At 61.0% G+C, this 22,561-nt stretch carries 17 protein-coding genes; 11 read left to right on the top strand and 6 right to left on the bottom strand.

Annotated features, from left to right (window positions below; genetic code table 11):
• Positions 1-201 precede the first annotated feature (201 nt).
• Complete coding sequence (locus tag F8N96_RS19065; RefSeq protein ID WP_150799105.1) at positions 202-972, top strand: ABC transporter ATP-binding protein; 771 nt, start codon at positions 202-204, stop codon at positions 970-972.
• A 62-nt stretch (positions 973-1,034) separates the two neighbouring features.
• Here the strand turns inward: F8N96_RS19065 and F8N96_RS19060 are convergent, their stop codons facing one another.
• From F8N96_RS19060 to F8N96_RS19045, 4 genes are all read right to left on the bottom strand, one after another.
• Positions 1,035-2,138 (bottom strand): sigma-54 interaction domain-containing protein, encoded by a 1,104-nt coding sequence (locus F8N96_RS19060; protein WP_150799104.1) that lies wholly within the window; start codon positions 2,136-2,138, stop codon positions 1,035-1,037.
• A gap of 8 nt (positions 2,139-2,146) precedes the next feature.
• On the bottom strand, positions 2,147-3,334 hold the full coding sequence (locus F8N96_RS19055; protein ID WP_150799227.1) for an acyl-CoA dehydrogenase family protein: 1,188 nt from the start codon (positions 3,332-3,334) through the stop codon (positions 2,147-2,149).
• Positions 3,335-3,899: 565 nt separating this feature from the next.
• Positions 3,900-4,166: a hypothetical protein gene (locus F8N96_RS19050; protein WP_150799103.1), complete on the bottom strand. Its 267-nt coding sequence runs from the start codon at positions 4,164-4,166 to the stop codon at positions 3,900-3,902.
• A 164-nt stretch (positions 4,167-4,330) separates the two neighbouring features.
• Positions 4,331-5,992, bottom strand: coding sequence for a PHA/PHB synthase family protein (locus F8N96_RS19045; RefSeq protein ID WP_150799102.1), 1,662 nt, complete (start codon positions 5,990-5,992; stop codon positions 4,331-4,333).
• Positions 5,993-6,349: 357 nt separating this feature from the next.
• Here F8N96_RS19045 and F8N96_RS19040 point away from each other — a divergent pair, with 357 nt between their 5' ends.
• From F8N96_RS19040 to F8N96_RS19010, 7 genes are all read left to right on the top strand, one after another.
• Positions 6,350-7,789 carry an NAD-dependent succinate-semialdehyde dehydrogenase gene (locus F8N96_RS19040; RefSeq protein WP_150799101.1) on the top strand — a complete coding sequence of 480 codons (1,440 nt, stop codon included), beginning with the start codon at positions 6,350-6,352 and terminating at the stop codon, positions 7,787-7,789.
• Positions 7,790-7,841: 52 nt separating this feature from the next.
• Entirely contained in the window at positions 7,842-9,245 is a 1,404-nt protein-coding gene (locus F8N96_RS19035) for a Rieske 2Fe-2S domain-containing protein (protein WP_150799100.1), read from the top strand.
• 81 nt (positions 9,246-9,326) lie between these two features.
• Positions 9,327-10,277 (top strand): PDR/VanB family oxidoreductase, encoded by a 951-nt coding sequence (locus tag F8N96_RS19030; RefSeq protein ID WP_150799099.1) that lies wholly within the window; start codon positions 9,327-9,329, stop codon positions 10,275-10,277.
• 51 nt (positions 10,278-10,328) lie between these two features.
• Positions 10,329-11,789, top strand: coding sequence for a sulfatase-like hydrolase/transferase (locus tag F8N96_RS19025; protein ID WP_150799098.1), 1,461 nt, complete (start codon positions 10,329-10,331; stop codon positions 11,787-11,789).
• Positions 11,790-11,912: 123 nt separating this feature from the next.
• Entirely contained in the window at positions 11,913-13,571 is a 1,659-nt protein-coding gene (locus F8N96_RS19020; RefSeq protein ID WP_150799097.1) for a GMC family oxidoreductase, read from the top strand.
• 87 nt (positions 13,572-13,658) lie between these two features.
• The gene (locus tag F8N96_RS19015; protein WP_150799096.1) at positions 13,659-14,072 is read left to right on the top strand and encodes a YidH family protein; all 414 of its coding nucleotides are present in this window, start codon (positions 13,659-13,661) and stop codon (positions 14,070-14,072) included.
• A gap of 2 nt (positions 14,073-14,074) precedes the next feature.
• Positions 14,075-14,428 (top strand): DUF202 domain-containing protein, encoded by a 354-nt coding sequence (locus F8N96_RS19010; RefSeq protein WP_150799095.1) that lies wholly within the window; start codon positions 14,075-14,077, stop codon positions 14,426-14,428.
• A gap of 123 nt (positions 14,429-14,551) precedes the next feature.
• Here F8N96_RS19010 and F8N96_RS19005 read toward each other — a convergent pair whose 3' ends face one another.
• Together F8N96_RS19005 and F8N96_RS19000 are read right to left on the bottom strand one after the other, a co-directional pair.
• The gene (locus F8N96_RS19005; RefSeq protein ID WP_150799094.1) at positions 14,552-15,796 is read right to left on the bottom strand and encodes an OprD family porin; all 1,245 of its coding nucleotides are present in this window, start codon (positions 15,794-15,796) and stop codon (positions 14,552-14,554) included.
• Positions 15,797-15,828: 32 nt separating this feature from the next.
• The gene (locus F8N96_RS19000; RefSeq protein ID WP_150799093.1) at positions 15,829-16,698 is read right to left on the bottom strand and encodes a TSUP family transporter; all 870 of its coding nucleotides are present in this window, start codon (positions 16,696-16,698) and stop codon (positions 15,829-15,831) included.
• A gap of 178 nt (positions 16,699-16,876) precedes the next feature.
• Between F8N96_RS19000 and F8N96_RS18995 the strand changes: the two genes are divergently transcribed.
• The 3 genes from F8N96_RS18995 to F8N96_RS18985 all read left to right on the top strand — a co-directional run bounded on the left by F8N96_RS18995 (position 16,877) and on the right by F8N96_RS18985 (position 22,516).
• The gene (locus F8N96_RS18995) at positions 16,877-17,650 is read left to right on the top strand and encodes a GntR family transcriptional regulator (protein ID WP_150799092.1); all 774 of its coding nucleotides are present in this window, start codon (positions 16,877-16,879) and stop codon (positions 17,648-17,650) included.
• Between the two features lie 507 nt (positions 17,651-18,157).
• On the top strand, positions 18,158-19,474 hold the full coding sequence (locus F8N96_RS18990; protein WP_224789583.1) for an MFS transporter: 1,317 nt from the start codon (positions 18,158-18,160) through the stop codon (positions 19,472-19,474).
• Between the two features lie 162 nt (positions 19,475-19,636).
• Positions 19,637-22,516, top strand: coding sequence for an FAD-binding and (Fe-S)-binding domain-containing protein (locus F8N96_RS18985; protein ID WP_150799091.1), 2,880 nt, complete (start codon positions 19,637-19,639; stop codon positions 22,514-22,516).
• The last annotated feature ends 45 nt before the right edge of the window (positions 22,517-22,561 follow it).

The following is a 22,561-nucleotide window of genomic DNA, read 5'->3' as shown; positions in this document are numbered from 1 at the left end:
GCCCATATAGGAGCTGGCTTGCCAGCGAAGATCGTTAACGAAAACCCGTGTTTCCTGGGTCAACGCGGCCCATGTAGGAGCTGGCTTGCCAGCGAAGATCGTTAACGAAAACACGTGTTTCCTGGGTTAACGCGGCGCATTTAAGTCCATCGCTGGCAAGCCAGCTCCTACAGGATGCTCGGCTTACTTGGAGAGAACAGCATGAACCCAGTACCGATCTTGCAGATCGACGCGATTGAAGTCCTTTATGACCAGGCAATCCTCGCCGTGCGCGGGGTATCCCTGGTGGTGCCGCAAGGCCAGATCGTGGTGTTGCTGGGGGCCAACGGTGCCGGCAAAAGCACCACGTTGAAGGCCGCGTCCAATCTGTTGAGGGCCGAGCGGGGCGAGGTGGTGCAGGGGCGGATTCTATATCGAGGCCAGGATGTCACGCGCAGTACGCCCCATAGCCTGGTGGCCAGCGGACTGGTGCAGGTGCTGGAAGGCCGGCATTGTTTTGCCCAACTGACCGTGGAGGAAAACCTGCTGACGGGCGCCTTTGCGCGTCAGGTGTCCCGTGGGCAACTCAAGGCTGACCTGGAACGTATCTACAGCCAGTTTCCGCGACTCAAGCTGCGGCGCAAAAGCCTGGCCGGTTACACCTCTGGCGGTGAACAACAGATGGTTGCGCTTGGCCGGGCGCTGATGGCCCGGCCACAACTGGTGTTGCTGGACGAGCCTTCGATGGGGCTGGCGCCGCAGATTGTCGAGGAGATCTTCGAGATTATCCACCAGCTCAATCAGCGCGATGGCGTGAGCTTTTTGATTGCCGAGCAGAACATCAACCTGGCCCTGCGTTATGCCCGGTACGGCTACGTGCTGGAAAGCGGCCGGGTCGTCAGCGAAGGCACGGCCGAGCAGTTGGCTGCGCGCAGCGATATTCAGGATTTCTACCTGGGGGGCGGCACCGGTGGCACAGGAGATGCGGCTTGACGGTGCACAGGGCTGATAATCCCTGGCGCTGCTCATTGAGCCAGGGATGAGCCTGTCGCAGTTCAGATCGACAGGTTAACCACTTTGACGCCCTGGCCGTCTTGTGCCGGACGGCGTTTGTTCACCACCAGCTCACCGATCTTGATCAACATGGAGCGGGTGACGTTGCGGCTCAGCCCCAGCAGGCTGGCGGTGTGCACCTGGTTGTAATGGCAGAAGCGATAGGCCGCGCGCACCAGCGCTTCCTCGACCCGTTCATGCAGGGCGCCGCTTTCTTCCTCGAACAGCTTCTGGAAGGCTTGCTGCAATCGGGCGTCGGCACTGTCGTCCTGGACGGTGTTACTGGCTTCCTGGCGGTCGATACGCAGGTTGGACAGGTGCAAGTCCTGGACGCGGATCAGATTATTACGGCAGATCAGCAGGGTGTGGTGTATGACGTTTTCCAGCTCGCGAATATTGCCCGGCCATGAATAATTCACCAGTTTGCGTTCGGCTTCGGCATCCATCACCACTTCGCCATAGCCCAGCCGCTGACTGTATACGGCGATGAAGTGACGGATCAGCGGCAGGATGTCGCCCGGCCGCTCGCGCAACGGGCTGAGTTCCAGGCTGACCACGTTCAGCCGGTAATACAGGTCCTCGCGAAAGTGCCCGGCGTTGATGGCTTTTTCCAGCTGCACGTTGGTCGCAGCCAGCACCCTTACATCAATGGGGATGCTTTTGCGTGAACCCAGGCGAACCACTTCACGCTCCTGCAGCACCCGCAGCAACTTGACCTGGATCGGCATCGGCAGGTCGCCGATCTCGTCGAGGAACAGCGTGCCGCCGTTGGCTTCTTCGAACCAGCCGGCCTTGGCGCTCAGGGCGCCGGTGAAGGCGCCTTTTTCGTGGCCGAACAGTTCGGCCTCCACCAGGCTTTCGGAAAAGGCACCGCAGTTGACTGCGATAAACGGCTTGTTGTGACGGGCGCTCAGGTTGTGCAGGTGTCGCGCCACCAGCTCCTTGCCTGTACCGGTTTCACCGATAATCAACACGCTGGCATCACTGGGCGCGACCTGTTGCAGGTGCGCCAGCAGCGCCTGTGATTTCGGATCTTCGAAGACTTGCGCGGTGGCGCGTATCGAGGTCGCCAGGGCGGGTGAGGGCGGCAGCGTGAGTAATTGCATGGTCGGGCCTATGAATAAAAGGACGGAGTGGGCAGCGCCGTGTTGAGCGCCCAGTCACCCAGTTCATGGAGCTTGTAGTCCACGGGGTCGTGTAGGGTCTGGGTGCGCAGGTTGCGCCAGTGACGATCAAGGCGCAGCGCGGCATGGGTGGCGCGGGCGCCGGTCACTTCGAACAGGCTGCTGGTCAGGTCCAGGCCGGTGCGGGTGGCCGCGACCTTGGCGGTGGCAATGGCCAAAGCCAGTTGGCCACGCTCCTCGGCGCCTAGCCGGTGCTCTTTGCTCCAGGCTTTGTCGAGCAAGGCGTTGGCGCGTTCAGTGAGCAGGCGCACGCTTTCCAGTCCGACCCAGAATTCGCCGTAATGGCGCAGGACGTAGGGGTCTTGATTGGCCTGGCTGACGTTGGCCTTGAACCAGGGGCGCGTTTCCTTGAGGGTGTAGTTGCGAGCTTCTTCGAACGCGCCCTCGGCGATACCGAGGAAGATATTGACGAAGGTCAGTTGGGCTATCAGCGGACGCAGACAGGCAAAGGGCGTGCTCAGCGGGCCGGGATCGAGCAGCAATTCATTCTCCTCCACGCGGACCCGCTCGAAGGTGGCGCTACCGCTGTCGGTCTGCCGTTGGCCGATATTGTCCCAGTCGCCATGCAAGGTGATGCCGGTGCGGTGGCTGGGAATGGCGGCGATCAACAGTTTGCCGCTGGTGGATTCGTCCAGCGCCGAGGCAATCAGCATTTCCGAATCGGCGGAGCCCGAGCAGAAACTCTTGCGCCCGGAAAATTCGCGCCAGCCGGCGAGCTTTTTCGACAGGGTGCGGGTGTCCAGAGGGTTAAGGGCGTTGCCCCAGAACCAGTTGTTGCGCGCGGTCTGTTCGAACCAGGGCTGCCACTGTTCAGGCCGGGAAAACAGGCGCACCGTGGCCAGCATCAGATGCTGGAAGCCGAACACATGGGCAATCGAGCTGTCGACCCTGGCGAACTCGCGCACCACTTCCAGGGTGTCGCTCCAGCTGGCGCCAAGGCCACCGTATTGCTGGTCGATTTTCATGGCCAGCAGGCCGCTGCGGCGCAGTTCGTCACGCTCGGCCTTCGGCGTGCCGCCCAGATGGTCGCGTTCGGCGGCGGTTCGGGAAAACTCGGCGGCGAGCGTGCGGGCGACCTGCAGCGGGGTTTCAAGTCTGGATGTAGGGATGGCGGTCACAGGCTGTTCCTCAGGCTGTTTTCCGCAGGTAAGTGGAGTGCTCATGGCGTCTGTTCCTGTTCGAATTGCGGAAGGTGCAGCCATCAGAGCAAAAGCTGTTCCAGTGTTAAATAGCTATAAAAAACAATAAGTTAATCTATTGTTTAGTCTCGACTGCTGTTGTCGGGGCCATTAACTGTTGAGCGACTGTTGCCTGAGCAACAATAGCGTTGCTGTTTGTCTGGCAACACCGAGGCATTCATGAGCTGAATGTAAATGATCTAAAAAACATCCAATAAATACTTTTTAGTTATTAGCTTAAGGCGTTAGCAGGCTGCCAGTGCCAGTGCCAGGCGAGCCGCTTTTTCCCTACAACCGGTGACACCCGCTACCCCGCCAAACACGTGGGCTGAATGCGGTGCGGTGGTTAGAGGTGGGGGATAGCCTTGAATCGACGCCCGCCGTTCACTCGGGGCTGGTGAATCTGCACCGAAAGGCGCTGACATCTGGAGATTTGCATTGAGTAAAACTCCCCATGTTCATTGCGAAAAATGGGGAGTGAATATGAGCGAACAGCAACCGCCTCTTACCCTGGCATTGTCCAGGATGGCAGCGTGTAGCCCCCCTGGTTCAACTCGGCGCGCACCTGTTCCAGCAGGCTTTCCAGCTGCGCCGGGTCGGAATAGGCACTGCTTGGAATCTGTTTGCGACAAATGCGCGTGCTGGCCCGGTCGATGACGGTCAGGCTCAGGTCGCCATTACCGTCTTGCGGAGCCCAGGCGATGCATTGAAAAGGTTCGAGTGCGTGGCCGGCAATCAAAAGTGCTTCGTTGATGCGGAGCGGGGTGCCCATGGGTCGTCTCTCCTTGTACCCAAACATGATGTGCCGTCGGTTGGGCGCTGATTTCTACTTTTTGTTTTTACGCTGCAGGAAAGGAGATTGTTAGGTATCGACGGGCCGTGCGGAAGTGTTTGAAGGTGACGTTTCCCTGTCCATCGGTGCCACGTCTTGTTTTCTCACTCATGGACGTAGCGCCCTGGAGCCGGCTCCAGTTCAGCATGGCGTTTGCGCCCGGCCATTGTCGGTGCCGGGCGTTCCGCTCCGGCGCGTTCGGTCACCCAGTCAGCCCAATGTGTCCACCAGGTGCCGGAGTGCTCGCTGGCCTGCGCCAACCAGTCATCTGCGTCCAATGCCTGCGCCGGACCAGTGAAGTGGCGTGACTTGGGGTTGCTCAGTGAGTTGATCAGGCTGGCGATATGCCCCGCGTTGCTGAGCACGAAGCTGCGCTTGCCACCAAATAGCTGGGCCGACTGGTAACAGCCTTTCCAGGGGGTTACATGGTCCCCCTCTGCCGCCATGAAATAGCTGTCGCAGTCGATAGCGCCCGCCTCGAAGGGTGAGCCGAGCACGGTCAACGGCCCGTCGACCAGGGCGTTGTCGCGGAACACATCGAGGAACTGGCTGTGCAACGCCGCCGGCATGCGAGTGCCATCGGCATTCCAGGCCATCACATCGATCGCGGGTGGCGATTGACCCATCAGGTAATTGTTGTGCCAGTAATTCCACACCAGGTCGTTAGGACGCAACCAGGCAAAAGCCGCGGCCATGTCGCTCGAACTCATCACGCCGGACCTGGTGGATTTCTGACGGACCAGCTTCAGCAAGGGGGCCGGCGAATACGCGCCGAGGGGCATCGGATAATCGAAGTCCAATAACATCACACCAAAGGACGCGGCGTTCACCGGGCACTTGCCCTGAGCCACACTGTGGTTCAGGGCCGCGCTGAGAATGAAGCCTCCGGCACAGATGCCATGGGCATTCACTTCGGCGCCATCGGCAATCTCGCGCACCACCTCCAGCGCTTCAAGCACGGCGGCGGCGTAGGTGTCGAGATTCCATGCGGCGTGTTCAGGGTTCGGGTTGCGCCAACTGATCGTGAAGAAGTGCAAGCCGCGACTGACCGCGTATTCGATAAAGCTGCGTCCCGGCGCCATGTCGAGGAAGTAGTACTTGCCGATCATCGGCGGCACCAGCAGCACCGGACGCTCACGCACCGTGGCGGTGACCGGGTGATACTCGATCAGCTCGAACACCTCGCAGCGATACACCACCGAACCTGGGGTGACCCCCAGGTTCTCGCCGACTTTAAAGCCGCTGGCGTCCACCTGAGTAGGCATGCCGCGATTATGCAGCACGTCGTGGAGCCAGTTTTTGCTCCCTCGCAGCAGGCTGGTTCCGCCCGAATCGAAGGCTTTTTGCAACGCCGCCGGATTACCCAGCAGGGTATTGGTCGGTGCGGCGGCACTGGTCCATAGATCAAGGGCAAAGCGCAGTTGCTCCCGGGTACGCCAATCCGGTGTGTCGAGTCGATCGGCCAGGCCGTTGACACTGCGTGACCAGGCCAGATAGGCCTGACCCAGACGGCGGTAACCCGGATGTTCGCGCCAGGCCGGGTGGGTGAAACGCCGATCACCTTTCTCAGGCTCGATCTTCGAAGTGCCAACGCCGATTGAAGCCAGTTGGGTGGTCAGTTCAGCACTGGCCGCGACGACCCGGGCGCTGTTTGTTGCCAGGCGTGCCAATCGTGCGAACAGCGACTCCTTCCTGGTGGCCTTGTCCGGAGTCGTTTTACGCGGTGGGACGACTATGAGCTGATTGTTTGTTCTTTTTTTGCTCATGGCAGGTGTTCCTTGTTGGGGACGAGCGGGGTTTTTAAGAGCTTAGGAGAGCCCTGTTGTTGGTGCATGGTCCGCTTGGATAGTGAGCGTACAACCGCAACCCTTTATTCCGATATGCATGCCGGCCCAAGGCTGCATCCATCGTTCGATATTCCTCCGACGTAACCCCCTTTTATATAGCGCGCTGCCGAAAGGTGTTCGGCCGTCTGTCGAGGCTGCGAAAGAATCTGAGCGTGAACTGTTTGACAGCTATAGAACTATAGCTATATAGTTTTGGAAAGGTTGAAAACAACAACGCGCACAAAGGTGTTACCCGCCCTCGGTTCACCGCTCAGACAACCAGCAGGAGCAAGATCCATGTATGACGTAGAGCTCGGTCTGTATATCGACGGTCAATGGCGCGCTGGCGAGGGTCGTCGCACCCTCCCGGTGGTCAACCCCGCTACTGAAGAAGTACTGGCCCATCTTCCGCTGGCGAACGAGCAGGACATTGCGGACGCGCTGGCGTCGTCGCAGGAAGGTTTCGACATCTGGCGCACTGTCTCGGCCTGGGATCGTCAGGTGGTGATGAATCGTGCCGCCGACTTGATCCAGGTGCGCCGCGAAAACCTGGCTCACGTACTCACCCTGGAAAACGGCAAGCCGTTGGCTGACGCCCGGGGCGAGATCGACCGGGTGGTCGAGACCATCAAATGGTGTGCGGAGGAGGGCAAGCGTGCCTACGGCCGTCTGCTGCCACCGCGTCAGCCTGAACTGGTGCAGACCACCGTGAAGCGCCCGATCGGTCCGGTCGCGGCCTTTGCCCCCTGGAACTTCCCGGCCGTACTGGTGGCGCGCAAGGTGGCTGCGGCCCTGGCTGCCGGCTGCTCGGTGGTCGTCAAGCCCGCCGAGGAAACCCCCGGTGTCTGTGTCGGTGTCATCCGCGCCTTCATCGATGCCGGTTTGCCCAAGGGGGTGATCAACATGCTGTTCGGCGAACCGAGTCAGGTGTCCGATCGGCTGATTGCATCGCCGATTACCCGCAAGGTTTCGTTCACGGGTTCGGTGTCTGTCGGGCGTCTGCTCAGCACCCTGGCAGCGAAGCAACTCAAGCCCGTCACCATGGAGCTGGGCGGACATTCGCCAGTGGTGGTGTTCGACGACGTGGATGTGCAGGCCGTGGCTCGTGCCTGTGCCGGCTTCAAGTTCCGCAATGCCGGCCAGGTCTGCGTATCGGCCAGCCGCTTCTTCGTGCATGAGCGGGTTTATGAAGAATTCACCCGTCACTTTGTCGAGTTCGCCAATGCAGTGAAAGTCGGCAATGGCCTCGAAGCCGGCATCAGCATGGGCCCGCTGGCCAACGCTCGCCGCCTGGAGTCGACGATGGACCTGGTTGCCGATGCCAAAGCGCGAGGCGCCACGGTCGCCGCCGGTGGCAGCCGGATGTTTGATCGCGGTTATTTCTTTCAGCCAACGGTGCTGACCGATCTGGATGCGCAGTCGCGCATTCTGCATGAGGAACCGTTCTGCCCGGTCGCGCCGATCATGCCGTTCAACGACTTCGATGAAGTCATGCAGCGCGCCAACGGTGTGGATTTCGGCCTGGCGGCCTACGCCTTCACTCACTCGATCAAGCGTGCCGCTGCGGTTAGTGAAGGCTTCGATGCCGGCTGGATCGGCATCAACTGCTTTACCCCCGCTTTGGCAGATGCGCCCATCAGCGGCACCAAACAAAGCGGTATCGGCCACGAAGGTGGCCCTGAAGGACTGGATGCTTACTTGCAGACTCGCTTCGTCAGCCAGGCAAGTTCCATTTAGTCCGTGACGTGATGCTTACCCTAAAAACAATAGTAATGATGAGGATCGAACCATGAGCCGTGCAGATGGTAAAGCGCAGAACATCCCTTTCGGTGGCTACCACTACAACATCATCCCGACTGAAGATGCCGAGCTGACCCGTGTCGGCCCAGGCACCGAAATGGGCGAGTACATGCGCCGTTTCTGGCACCCGGTCTGCCTGTCCGAGGAGCTGGGCCAACTGCCAAAGGCCATCCGCATTCTCGGTGAAGACCTGGTGGCGTTCCGTGACCGTAGCGGTCAGATCGGTGTGCTGCATCGCCACTGCGCCCACCGCGGCGCTTCGCTGGAATTCGGCATCATCCAGGAAAACGGCATTCGTTGCTGCTACCACGGCTGGAAGTGGGGCGTAGACGGTACGCTGATGGAAACCCCTTGCGAGCCGGAAGGCAGCAAGCTCAAAGAGAGCATCTGCCAGCCCGCTTACCCGGCGTTCGAACGCCACGGTTTGGTGTTCGCCTACATGGGCCCACCGGATCAGAAGCCGAAGTTCCCTGAGTATGAATCCTTCACCCAGCCGGCCGGTACCGAGCTGGTGGCGTTCTCCAACGTCTACCCCTGCAACTGGCTGCAGGTGTTCGAGAACATCATGGACCACATGCACACGGCGGTGCTGCATAACAACATGACGGTAGAAGGCGTGGACGCAGCGACCTCCGCCGGTGTTTCCCTGGAAGGCTTCGGTGACATGCCGGTCATGCATTGGGAGCCGACCCGTGATGGCAACGGCGTTGCATTCGTCGCCGGGCGTCGCGTAGGCGAAGACAAGGTGTGGACCCGCATCACCGAAATGACGTTCCCGCACCTGTGCCAGATCGGCTCGCTGGTGCCGTCGGCGGCCGAAGAGCGTCACTCCACTGTCGCCATGAGCCGCTGGCATGTGCCGGTGGACGACACCAACACCATCCTGTTCGGCTGGCGCCATTTCAACGATGAAGTGGACCCGCGTCATCTGGGCTGCAAAGAAGATTGTGGCGTCGACAAGATCGACTTCCTCGAAGGGCAGACCGGCAGCCGCACCTATGAAGAAGGCCAGCGTGCACCGGGCGACTGGGAAGCACTGGTCAGCCAGCGCCCAATCGCGATTCACGGCATGGAACACCCGGGTCGTTCGGACATCGGTGTCTACCTGTGCCGCAAGCTGCTGCGCGATGCTGCGCGCAAGCTGGCCGAAGGCAAGCCGGTGGGACGTGCCGACCTCAACAGCGATGACCCGCTGGCCATGTACTCCCAGGACTCGGTGCTGAAAATCCCCCGTGACCCGGCCCGTGACGATCGCGAATTGCTGATGGAAATCAACCGCAAGGTCATCGGTGTGATGAAAGACGCTGACCGTTTCCCGGCCAGCGAGCGCGACGCCTATGTGCGCCAGCGTCTCGATGAGCTCGACGATCAGCAGCTCTCCCGCAAGGGTTGATAGGGTGGTCGGGCCTGGCCAGGTCAGGCCCGACCCACTGACGACTCATCGCCCAGACAACAAAAAAGATCGAGGCGCAGCATGCAAACAGTCAAAGTACGGTGCATCGAGAACCAGGCGGCTGGTATCAACACCTTCGAGTTCGTCGATCCGGCAGGCAAACCGCTGCCTCCTTTCACCGCGGGTGCGCATATCGACGTGCACCTGCCCGGCGGTTTCATTCGTCAGTACTCCTTGTGCAACAGCCCGCAAGAGCGGGACCGGTATGTGGTTGGCGTATTGAACGTTGTCGATGGTCGCGGCGGTTCGCGCAGCCTGCACAGCAACGTGAAGGCAGGCGATCTGCTGCAGATATCCGAACCACGCAACCATTTCCCTGTCGTCGACCAAGCGCAGCGGCACCTGTTGATCGGCGGCGGCATTGGCGTGACGCCGATGATGGCGATGCTCGAGCATTTTGAAGCGAGCGGCGCTGAATACATTCTTTACTACTGTGGCGAGACGCCTGAGCGCACCGCGTTCAAGGAGCGCCTGTCGTCCCTGCTCGGCAAGCACGTAGTCATCCACTACGACGGAGGTGATCCGGCCCGTCGCCTGGACATCCGCGAACTGCTGATGCACCACGAGCCCGGTACGCATCTGTATTGCTGTGGCCCAGGCGGCCTGATGGCCGGCGTCAAGGCGGCGGCCGAGCATTGGCCGGCAGGCACGGTGCACTTCGAACACTTTGCTGCACCGGTACCGCCGCCAAGCGCCAGCACCGCCAGTGAAGGTGAATTCCGGATCACCCTGGCCCGCAGCGGCCAGACCCTTGATGTACCGGATAGCAAGAGCATTGCGCAGGTCCTGCGTGAAGCCGGCCTGCCGTGCGAGACCTCTTGCGAGGCCGGTATTTGCGGTACCTGCAAGACCCGCTTCATCGACGGCGAGGTCGACCACCGCGACTTCATCCTCAGTGACGACGAGAAACAGGAGCACCTGCTGATCTGCTGTTCCCGTTCCAAGAGCTCGACGCTGGTGCTGGACCTGTAAAAAAAATTTCCCTGGGAAAAGCTACGTAGCTACCTAGCTTTGGAGAGCAAAATGACTAAAGCCAAGAACCTCATCGTGTTCATGTCCGATGAACATAACCCTAAAGCCCTCGGCTGCTATGGCAATGATTTCGTCAAGACACCGAACCTGGACGCCATCGCCGCCACCGGTACCCGCTTCACCTCGGCCTATTGCAACTCTCCGGTGTGCATTCCGGCCCGTGCGACCTTCGCCACCGGCCGTTACATCCACCAGATGGGCTTCTGGGACAACGCCGACCCCTACGATGGTTCCGTGACCAGTTGGCACCACCGGGTTCGCGACGAAGGGCAGCACTGCGTCTCGATCGGCAAGCTGCACTTCCGCTCCATCGATGACGACAACGGTTTCAGCCAGGAAATCGTGCCGATGCATGTCATCGAAGGCAAAGGCGACCTGATGGGCCTGGTTCGCGAAGACCTGCCGCGTCGCGGCGGTGCCTGGAAAATGGCCGGGCAGGCCGGTCCGGGTGAGTCGTCCTACACCCTGTACGACCGCAACATCGCTGCGCTGGCACAGACCTGGTTGCGTGAAGAAGCGCCGAAACACCAGGACAAGCCCTGGGTGCTGTTCGTGTCTTTCGTCGCTCCGCACTTCCCGCTGACTGCGCCGCCCGAGCATTTCTATCGCTACTACCTGGATGACAACCTGCCTTGGCCGAAGCTGTACGACAAGGCCGAGCGCCCGAACCATCCGTTCATCAAGGACTACGCCTCAAGCTTTGCCTATGACGAATTCTTCGACACCGAAGACAAGGTGCGTCGCGCCCTGGCGGGCTACTACGGCCTGGTCAGCTTCCTCGACGAGAACATTGGCAAGGTGATGAGCGCCCTTGAAGGCAGCGGCCTGCGCGACGACACCCGGATTATCTACACCAGCGACCACGGCGACAACCTGGGCAGCCGGGGGCTGTGGGGCAAGTCGACGATGTTCGAAGAAGCCGTTGGCGTACCGCTGATCATCTCCGGTGACGGCATCCCGGCGGGCGCCTTGAAGAAGACCCCGATTACCCACATCGACGTCTACCCGACCATTCTCGAAGCGGTCGGCATTGCGCCCACCGAAGAGGAGAAAACCCTGTCGGGCGAATCCCTGTTCAAGCTGGCCAACCAGCCCGATGGCGACCGTCTGGCCTTTGCCGAATACCACGGCATGGGCTCGGCTACCGGTGCCTTCATGATCCGCGACGACCGCTACAAGTACGTTCACTACGTCGATTACCCGCCGCATCTGTTCGATCTGCTGGAAGACCCGGAAGAGTTGCTCAACCTGGCGCAGATCCCGGGTAACGAGGCGCTGGTCGCCGAGTACCGCGCGAAGTTGGAAACCGTCTGCATTCCGAAAGACGTGGATGCCCGCGCCAGAAAACGTCAGGCCGAGCTGCTGGCGCTCAACGGTGGCCGCGAAGCGGTGGTGGCCCGTGGTGACCTGGGTTACTCGCCCCCTCCAGGGGTTGCGGTGGACTTCAACTGAGGCCCTGCCTCGGCTCCGGAAAACAATAAGGCTGCAACAGTGAGGTGCCTGCAGTCGCCCGCTTTCACCCAACGAAGGCGGGCAGTGCAGGGCGCTGCCGGCCACCAAGCGAGGAGAACACCCGTGAACGGACCTGAATACGATTACATCGTGGTGGGCGCAGGCTCAGCCGGATGCGCCCTGGCCAACCGTCTCAGCGAAGGCGCAAAACACACTGTCCTGCTGCTCGAAGCGGGCCCGAACGACCGGCACTTCTGGATTCACCTGCCGATCGGCTATGGCAAGACCATGTTCAACCCGACCTATAACTGGTCCTTCCATACCGAGCCGGTGCCCGCGCTGGACAACCGTCCGATCTACTGGCCACGGGGCAAGACCCTGGGCGGCTGCAGCTCGATCAATGGCCTGGTCTACATCCGTGGGCAATCGCAGGACTATGACCATTGGCAAGCGCAGGGCAACCAGGGTTGGGGCTGGAGCCACGTGTTGCCGTACTTCAAGAAAATGGAATGCAACGAGCGCGGCGAAAGCGCCTATCACGGCGGCAGCGGCCCGTTGCATGTGTCGGATCTGCGCGAGCCCAACGAGTTGGTCGAAGCCTTCATCCGCGGCGCCAACCAGATCGGGGTGCCGCGCAACGATGACTTCAATGGGGCGCAGCAGGAAGGGGTGGGCTATTTCCAGCTCACCACGCGCAACGGTTGGCGTTGTTCGGCGGCCAAGGCTTACCTGAAGCCGATCCGCCACCGCAAGAATCTGACCGTCGAAACCGACGCCCAGGCCAGCAAGGTGTTGATGAGTGGCAAGCGCGCGGTCGGCGTTGCTTACGAGCGGGCGGGGCAACCGGTAACGGCCAGGGCACGCAAGGAAGTCCTGCTGTGCGCGGGTGCTTTGCAATCGCCGCAATTGCTGCAGCTGTCCGGGATCGGCCCACGTGAAGTGCTGGAGCAACATGGCATCGACGTCGTCCACGAACTGCCTGGCGTTGGCCGCAACCTGCAGGATCACCTGCAGATCCGCATCATGTTCAAGTGCACCAAGCCGATCACCACCAACGATCAATTACGCACCCTGTGGGGTCAGGCACTGATCGGCATGAAGTGGGCCTTTTTGCGCAAGGGGCCGCTGTCGGTGGGTATCCAGCAGGGCTGCATGTTCGCCAAGAGCCGTGAGCAGGAAAAGACGCCCGATATCCAGTTCCACTTCGGCACCCTGAGTGCGGACATGACGGCCGGCAAACCGCACAAGTGGCCCGGCTTCACCATGTCGGTCTGCCAGTTGCGCCCGAGCAGTCGCGGTGAATTGCGGATTCGTTCGAAGAACCCGAAGGACGCCCCCTGGATCGAGCCCAACTACCTGGCCACCGAAGAAGATCGGCAGACCATGGTTCGCGGTTTCAAAATGGCCCGCAAACTCGCGGCGAGCGAGGCCATGGCCGGTTATATCGCCGAAGAGTACAACCCTGGCGTGTCGGTGCAGACGGAAGAGGACATGCTCAACTTCGTGCGCCGCAACGGTTCCTCGATTTTCCACCCGGTAGGCACCTGCAAAATGGGCAGCGGTCCGGAAGCGGTGGTTGACGAGCGGCTGCGGGTTCACGGCATCGAAGGGCTACGGGTGGTCGATGCGTCGATCATGCCGACGCTGATCTCGGGCAACACCAACGCCCCGGCGATGATGATCGCCGAAAAAGCCGCGGACATGATCAAGGAAGATGAGCGTTGTCCCAAGGTCCGCGCTTCATCCGCTGCGCCCATCGGTAACCCCTCGATGACGGCATAGCCTATCCATGGCGGCAGTAAAAGGCCCTCACGGCAGACTGCCGTCGAGGGCATTTCTGGTTTTGGCACTCAGCAGGCAGACAGGATCATGACGGCACAACAGCAAGACTTGAGCAAAACCGATCACGTCGATCGCGGCCCATTGTCCTCATGGCTTCTGGCGGGCGGCAGTGAGCCCGATCCACGCTTCACCCTGGCCAACGAACGAACCTTTCTGGCGTGGATCCGCACCGCGCTGGCACTGCTGGCCGGCGGCATCGCCGTGGAAGCCTTTACCCTGGATGTGTTTACCCCTGCGGTGCGCACGACGCTCTCGGTTGCTCTGCTGCTGATGGCGATGCTCATCAGCGGCTCGGCCTGCCTGCGCTGGCTGAACGTTGAACGGGCACTGCGCAACAAGGCGCCGTTGCCACTGCCGCTGTTGGTGCCACTGCTGTCGATCGGTGGTGCGCTGGTGACGCTGACGTTGATCGGCGTCTTCCTGTTGCGCCAGGTGCACTGAGCATGACCCGCCGTCGCCCTGACGTGCGCCCGCTTCAGGCGCCGCACGATGACGCCGGGCTGCAACCGGAACGAACCTCCCTGGCCTGGGGGCGCACCTTGCTGGTGTTATGGGTTGTGGCCTGTATTTTCCTGCGCTGGATGCAAACCCTGGGCTGGTTGGGCGCATTGCTGGCGGTGCTCAGCGTGTTCGCTGCGCTGTACATCTGGATGACGCAGCGGCGTCGCTACCGGCGCAGTGCGCACGCCATCCATACGGGCCGCTTGCGGGCCGATGTCGCGTCGGTGGTGTTTACGGGCGTGATGGTGGCCTGCCTGGCCGCAGTGTCTCTTTGTGCCGTACTGGGCCGGCTGTAGGGTAGGAGCAAGCTTGCTTGCGATGAGCGATGACGTGGTATTCCTGATAAACCACGGCAATCCATCACCGCAAAACCGTGCTCCTGCCAGCCGACGCGGGATTGCCCCGCGCCGCGGTTGTACCTACCAGACCACCAGTTTATAGCCGACCAGCACGCGGTTCTCGTCGACATCGCGGGTCAGTCCGTTGCCGGAACGGAAGCTGATATTACGCATCTGCACGTAGACGTTCTTCAGCGGGCCGCTCTGCACCGTGTAGGTAAGATCAATGTCGCGCTCGCGCTCGGTACCCTGCTCGCGGCCCTGGACCAGCGCGTGGTCGCCGCTGACGTAACGGGTCATGAAGGTCAGGCCGGGAATCCCCAGCGCAGCGAAATCATAGTCGTAGCGCGCTTGCCAGGAATCCTCTTCTTCTCGGGCGAAAGTGTTGTAGAAGGACAAGTTGACGACATAGGGATCGTTGCCAATGAACGGAAACTCGCCGGCACCGGAGATGCGCTGGTAGGCGCCGCTGAACTTGTGGCCACCCAGCGTCAGGCTGACCATGCCGTTGAGGTTGTTATTGGCGAAGCGGCCCATTTTGGCAATGCCGTCGTCGTTGCTGCGAAAGTACCGAAGGTCAGTACGCAGGCTCGCGCTTTTGCTCAGCGGCAAGGTGTGGACGAGGCCGACGAAATGCTGCCGATAGATGTCTTTGAGTTCGCCGTAGTAATAGCTGGTGGTCAGCTGCGGGGTGAGCTTGTAGCTGCCGCCGGCAAAGTCGAAGTGATCGCTTTCCACGCCGCCGCGGTAATAAGTGATGCGGTCATTGCTGCTGGAGTTGCGCAGGTTGGCCTGGGTGATGCGACCGGCGTTGACGGTCAGGCCGTCGATTTCGTTCGAGGTCAACATGCCGCCGCTGTAGCTCGAAGGCAGCAGGCGCCCGAAGTTATAATTCAGCACAGGCAGGGTCGGGTAAAGCGTACCCAGGCGCAGGACACTCTTGGATACCTTGAGTTTTCCAGTGAAGCCCAGTTCGCTGAATTCATTCGCGGGCGTACCGTCGGCACTTTGCGGGAGGATGCCGTTGTCGCCGCTGCGACCGCGGGCCGAATCCAGCTTGAGGCCGAGCGCGGCATGGGCATCCAGCCCCACGCCAACGGTCGTGTCGGTGAAGCCGGATTCAGCATGCATGACGAATCCCTGCGTCCATTCATCCTGCGTCTCCGGACTACCCGCTTGCCGGTAATCGCGGTTCATGTAGAAGTTGCGAATGTCCAGGTTGGCCGTGCTGTCGGCTATGAAGGCCGCCGAGGCGTTGCAGCACAAGGCGAGACTGGACAGGCCGAGCAAGGGGGTCGGTAGTGCGCTTAACCGTAGATGTTTCATTGTTTTTATCTCTAGGGCAGGGAGCTACAAGCTCAAGGCATAGGCTTTGAGAACTGCGGTGACACAACGGAAAAGGTTTTGCCCGGGCGCGCGGTCATGGCCGGCTTCACAGGAGCGGCCAGGGCGTTCGGTAGCACTGCGGTGAGCGAGATGAAACCGCCCATCGCGACGAAGAGGGCGAAGGCGCCGCGACGCATGCTCAGGTCGGAAAGTTGCGGCGGAAAACGCACATACAGCCAGCTGGCCAGCATGGCGACCGGGATCGACAGGGTGCCCAGCGACATGACCTCGGCGTTCAACTCCCCTTGCAGGCCCTGCATGATCAAGCGGATCAGGGACATGGCGCCGGACAGCGCCAGCAAGCTGGTGCGGATGGTCTGAATGGACACCGGTTGACGATAATAGTGATAGATCAGCGGTGGCCCCGGTATGCTGAACAGGCCGCCCATCAGGCCGCCGAGCAGGCCCATCATGACGAAGCTCGCGGGGCTTGAACGGGATGGATGAGGCTTTGGTTTGATGAACAAGGCGATACCGCCGGCCACGATCAGCCCACCCAGCAACAATTGCAGCAGCGCGGTATGCTCTTCGCCCATTTGGCCAAGCAACCACAGGCCCAGCAGTGTGCCGGGTACCAGGCCGATGAGGGTCTGGAAGAACGATGCCCGATCGATGTGCCGCCAGTGGCGAACCAGGGCGATGGCGATGCCGGGCAGGGCGACGATAGTGATAGTGGTGGCAACGATGGCGATGGGGGCGGCGTGGGTGAGTACGGCAATCGCCAGTACCACAATGCCCAGCGCGAACCCGGTGAACGCTTGCAGGTAGCTGCCGACGGCCACGGCGACAAGAATGATGAGGAGCGAGTGCAGTTCCGAGTGTAGTGCCAGGTGCAGTTCCATGGATCATCCTGCCGGGATCGGCTGCTGTTCTTGCCGCACGCGTGGGCGGTTGGCAGGGTGTCGGGTCGGGCGGACACTGCGGAGCATTTCCGGGCGTCATGAGCTATAATATAAAGCTATATAGCTTTAGTCAACGTCTCTCTGGCAACAGCGTCGGAGGGTCTGAAGGAGGACAAAAATGTCGGAAGTAGAGACGGTCGATTTTTACGATCGTTACCAGTCACAGGAAGTGCTCGGTTTGCCCAAATATGCGCAGCTGCGGGAAACCCTGCTGGCGGCGATCAATGATGGCTACTGGGGCCCGGGTTCGCAGTTGCCCAATGAATCCACGCTGGCGGCCATCACCCCGTTCAGCCTGGGCACGGTGCAGAAGGCCTTGCGTGAGCTGGTTCAGGCCAAAGTGATCGTGCGCCGTCACGGGCATGGCACTTTCGTGGCCGAGCGAGCGATGCCGATGATGTCGCCGATGCACTTGCGTTTCGAGGACGGCGACGGGCAAGTCCTGCCGATCTATGCCGAAGTGGTCGGTCAGGAAACCGGGCTGGACGGCAAGGATTGGGCCGACAAGCTGGGCTCGAACGTGCGTAACGTGGTCAAGGTCGACCGGGTGTTCGCCGTGGACGAGCTGTTCCACTGCTTCACCCACTTCTATATCGACAGTGATCGTTTCCCGGCATTTGCCGAGGCGCAGTTGCTCGATTTTGCCGGGGCGAACTTCAAGGCGCTGCTGTTCAACCAGTACCACATCAGCATCGCCAGCCTGGACCAGAAGCTGCGTTGCGAGCGTTTCCCGGACGAGGTGTGCCAGCAGTTGGCGCTTGAAGAGGGCACGATCGGCGCGGTGCTCGAATTTCTCGCCATGGGCAACAATGGCCGGCCGCTGTATTACCAGGAAGCGTTCATTCCGCCCAATGACTACCGGCTGCGTCTGGACGCCAATCTGGAGCCTTGATCCCGTCGGGTTCTCCATAGCGGGGCCATCCCCTGGTCCCGGTTGAACGCACGCTTGCCTGTTGCCGATGGACGTTGCCGTGCGACGCCATCAGGACATGGGTCGGCCCGTCGCAGGTCCAACGCAACCTGCGGTAATGCTGCCGATTCTGCACAAACAAACACGCTTGATTCGAACCCCTGGCGGGCGCACTCCGCTGGGTGTCTTCTGATGGACGGAGATAAAATCGCTATACCTTCTTAGCTATAGTGCTATATAGTTATTTTGCGGTAAAAAACAACAACAAATTCGACTGGGGCCAAAGTACCTTCAGTCAGCCTGGAGAACGTCATGTCTGTGAACACAACGTTTGCTGCTACCTTGAGTAATATCCTTCCCATGTCTGGATGCCCCCGCCCGCAAGACCGGACCGCATTCGATCGCTACGTTTCAGAATGTTCCAGTTAATTCCACTTCGGCTCGCATCACGACGACCCGATGGTTTCAACATCAATTCTGAGGTGGGATATGGCTCGCTTTAAAAGTACCAAAACGCATGCCTGGGTCATCACGATCCTGCTGGCGGTGTTCATGGTGATCAACTTCATGGACAAGGCGATTCTTGGCATCGTCGCAGGTCCCCTGATGGCCGACCTGGGACTTTCTCCCGCTGAGTTCGGCATGATCGCCAGTAGCTTCTTTCTTCTATTCTCGTTGTCGGCCATCGGTTTCGGCTTCGTGGCCGAGCGGGTGTCGTCCAAGAAATTATTGCTGGTATGTGCCGGCATCTGGGGCGTGGCGCAATTTCCGCTGGCGTTCGTGGCCTCGGTCCCGCTGCTGTACTTCTCACGCATCCTGCTCGGCATGGGGGAGGGGCCGGCTTATCCGTTGGCGCTGCACGCCTGCTACAAGTGGTTCCCCAACGACAAGCGCAACTTGCCGTCCGCGGTGATCTTTCAGGGGGTCACGGCCGGACTGCTGATCTCCGGGCCGCTCCTGACGTTTGTCGTGGTGAAGTGGAGCTGGCATGCGGCGTTCATGGTGCTCGGTGTGGCCAGCCTCGTGTGGATGGCGCTGTGGGCTTACTTCGGTGCCGAAGGCAAGGTCACTGAGCAAGGCTCGGTGCAGGCCGATGCCGACGCTCCCCGCCTGCCTTACTGGGAGCTGATTACCGACAGAACCTTCCTGGCCAACATGCTGATGTACTGGACCAGCTATTGGATCTTCTCGGTGATGTTCACGTGGGTACCGTCCTATATGGGCAAGGTGATGCACTACGACCCGACTGACGCCGGCTGGATGTTCATGGTGTTCACGGCATTCAACATCCCGATCGTCCTTGGCGGCTCCTGGGTGTCCCAGCGCTTGCTGAAAACAGGGCTCGCCTCGAAGTACGCACGGGGTTGGTTGACCTCCTTGCTGGTGCTGATTGGCGGTGCGCTGATCCTGCTCGCGGTCTTTGCTGTGCACAATCCACTGCTCAAGGTCATCCTGTTGGCGATTGGTTGCAACTTGCCGCAGATCACCTTCGTGCTGAGTTCGGCGATCGTTGCCGAGATCATGCCGGCCGGGCAGCGCTCCTCGATGATGTCCATCAACAGCGCCCTGGCCACCACCGGCGGGCTGGTCGCTCCCGCACTGATGGGGGCTTTTATCCAGGGCGCCACCACACCTGCGCTGGGCTATGACAAGGGCTTCGTGGTCGCCGGCGCGCTGTGCATCGTCACCAGTGTCATCGGCTTGTTGCTCATCAATCCCGAAGCGAGCAAGCGCCGGTTCGCCCGGCTTATCGAAACCCGCCGGGCCCGTTCGGCGACCCGTTCCCGGAGCATTTTGGCCAAGTGACCGGACCGTCAGCGGTCGTGCATGGCGCCCGCTGACTCACCCCGTGTGTGCAACCAAAGCACAGGGAGTACTCCGGCTGTTCTCTGTGGATTCAGCCGTTTGACCAGCCCCAGCGGCCTCGCATACCCAACTGGCCGCAGGGGTGATTGATGGAGACAAGCAATGTTACCGGCGACTTTTATTACCGCTGTCGAGCGGCTGATCCCCCGTGACCGGCGTTTCGATGATCCGCTTTCGACCCTCGCGTTCGGCACCGATGCCAGCTTTTACCGGCTTATTCCCCAGCTGGTGCTGCGGGTCGAATCCGAGCACGAAGTGGTCGCGCTGCTCAAATTGGCCAATGCCGAGCGCGTGCCGGTGACCTTCCGCGCCGCCGGCACCAGCCTCTCTGGCCAGGCGATTTCCGATTCGGTTCTGATCGTGCTTGGCGACCATTGGAACGACCGTGATATCCGTGGCAATGGCCAGCAGATCCGTCTGCAACCCGGCGTCATCGGCGCCCAGGCCAATGCCGCACTGGCCCCGTTCAAACGCAAGATCGGTCCTGATCCTGCGTCGATCAACGCCGCCAGGATCGGCGGTATTGTCGCCAATAACTCCAGTGGCATGTGCTGCGGCACTGCCCAGAACACCTATCACACCCTCGCTGGCCTGCGCCTGGTACTGGCCGACGGCACCGTGCTGGACAGCGAAAGCCCATCCAGTGTCGCCGCCTTCCGCGCCAGCCATAGCGAGCTGCTGGAGCAGCTCGCCAAACTGGGTCGGCAAACCCGGGGCAATCTGCCCCTGGCCGGCAAGATTCGCCACAAGTACCGACTGAAAAACACCACGGGCTTCTCGATCAACGCCCTGATCGATTTCGAGGACCCGCTGGATATTCTCAATCACCTGATGGTGGGTTCCGAAGGGACCCTGGGGTTCATCAGTGCGGTAACCTATGACACCGTGCCCGACCACCCGCACAAAGCCAGCGCGCTGATCGTCTTTCCCGACGTCGGCACCTGCTGCAAGGCCGTACCGGTGCTCAAACAACAGCCTGTCGCGGCTGTGGAGCTGCTGGATCGGCGCAGCCTGCGCTCGGTGGAGAACATGGCCGGTATGCCCCAGTGGGTGCGTGAACTGTCGGCCGGCGCCTGTGCCCTGTTGATTGAGTCGCGTGCCCCAACCGAGGCACTGTTGCAAGAGCAACTGGCGCAAGTCATGGCCGCCATCGCACATTTTCCGGTGGAGAAACAGGTCGACTTCAGTGATGACCCGGTGGTCTACAACCAGCTGTGGCGGATCCGTAAGGACACCTTCCCGGCAGTCGGTGCGGTGCGCCAGACGGGGACCACGGTGATCATCGAGGACGTGACCTTTCCCGTCGAACAGCTTGCCGAGGGCGTCAATCGACTGATCCAGCTATTCGACAAACATGGTTATGACGAAGCAATCATTTTCGGCCATGCCCTTGAAGGGAACCTGCATTTCGTCTTCACCCAGGGCTTCGATGACCCGCTCCAGGTGGCCCGTTACGAGGCCTTTATGGGCGACGTGACCCAACTGGTGGCGGTGGAGTACGGCGGTGCGCTAAAGGCCGAGCATGGCACCGGGCGCAACATGGCGCCTTTCGTCGAGCTGGAATGGGGCACTGAAGCCTATCAGCTGATGTGGCAAATCAAGCGCCTGCTCGACCCTCGCGGCATCCTCAACCCCGATGTGGTGTTGTCCGAAGACCCGCGCATTCACCTGAAAAATTTCAAGCCGATGCCGGCTGCCGATGTCATCGTGGACAAGTGCATCGAATGTGGTTTCTGCGAACCGGTGTGCCCCGCCAACGGCCTGACGCTGACCCCGCGTCAGCGCATCGTCATCTGGCGCGACATCCAGGCGCGCAAGCGTGCCGGCATCGATACTGCTGAACTGGAGCGCGCCTACCAGCGCCACGGCCTTGATACCTGCGCGGCCACCGGCCTGTGCGCCCAGCGCTGCCCGGTGGGCATCAACACCGGTGATCTGGTCCGAAAACTGCGCGGCACCCAGGCCCACAGCCCCCGTGCGGCCAACTGGCTGGCCGAGCATTTCGCCTCGGCGGTGCAGGGCGCCCGTTTCACCTTGTACGCGGCCAATACGGCGCACCGGATGCTGGGCACTCCGTTGTTCGCCAGGACCACGGCGACCCTGACCAAGCTCAGCCAGGGCAAATTGCCCCAGTGGACCCCGGCGATGCCGCAGCCTGTGCAGCGTCTGCAGCTACCCGAACCCGCCACTTCGGATGAACGCCCACGGGTGGTGTATCTGGCGGCCTGCGTGTCCCGCGTCATGGGCCCAACCGCCAGCGATCAGGAGCAGCAACCGCTGTTCGACAAGACCTGTGCCCTGCTGGAAAAAGCCGGCTACCAAGTGGTTTTCCCGGACAACCTGAACGCGCTCTGCTGTGGCCAGCCTTTTGCCTCCAAAGGCTACGCGGAACAGGCCGAGTACAAACGCCAGGAAACCCTCAATGCCTTGCTCAAGGCCAGCCGCGGCGGGCTCGACCCGATCTATTGCGACACCAGCCCTTGTACCCTGCGGCTGATGCAGGACCTGGCCGATGAACGACTCGAGATCCATGACCCGGTGCGCTTCATTCGCACCTATCTGCTCGACCGTCTGGAGTTCGAGCCCCAGGACGCACCGATCGCCGTGCATGTCACCTGCAGCACCCAGCACCTCGGCGAGGCGCAAGCCCTGATTGACATCGCCCGGCGTTGTTCCAGGCAGGTGGTCATCCCCGAGGGGATTCATTGCTGCGGCTTCGCCGGCGACAAGGGCTTCACCACCCCGGAACTGAACAGCCATGCCCTGCGTAGCCTCAAGGAGGCGGTGCAATATTGCGACGAAGGCATCTCCACCAGCCGTACGTGCGAGATCGGCTTGTCCCAGCACAGTGGCATCGACTACCACGGGCTGGTTTACCTGGTGGACAGAGTCAGTCGGCGCAAGCCTGCCTTTCGCCCGGCTTCAGCACAGACGTGCGTGCCCATTATGGGCCCGTTCGGGCACCCGCTCACTTGCGTATAATTACCATTAGAGCGCCGCTATCAGGGCACTGTTGTGTTTGGTCTT

Origin of the sequence: Pseudomonas fluorescens (genome assembly GCF_902497855.1) — a bacterium.
Classification (GTDB): domain Bacteria; phylum Pseudomonadota; class Gammaproteobacteria; order Pseudomonadales; family Pseudomonadaceae; genus Aquipseudomonas; species Aquipseudomonas fluorescens_BI.
Note: the sequence above shows the minus strand (reverse complement) of the source record. Positions and strands in the feature narration are given on the sequence as shown.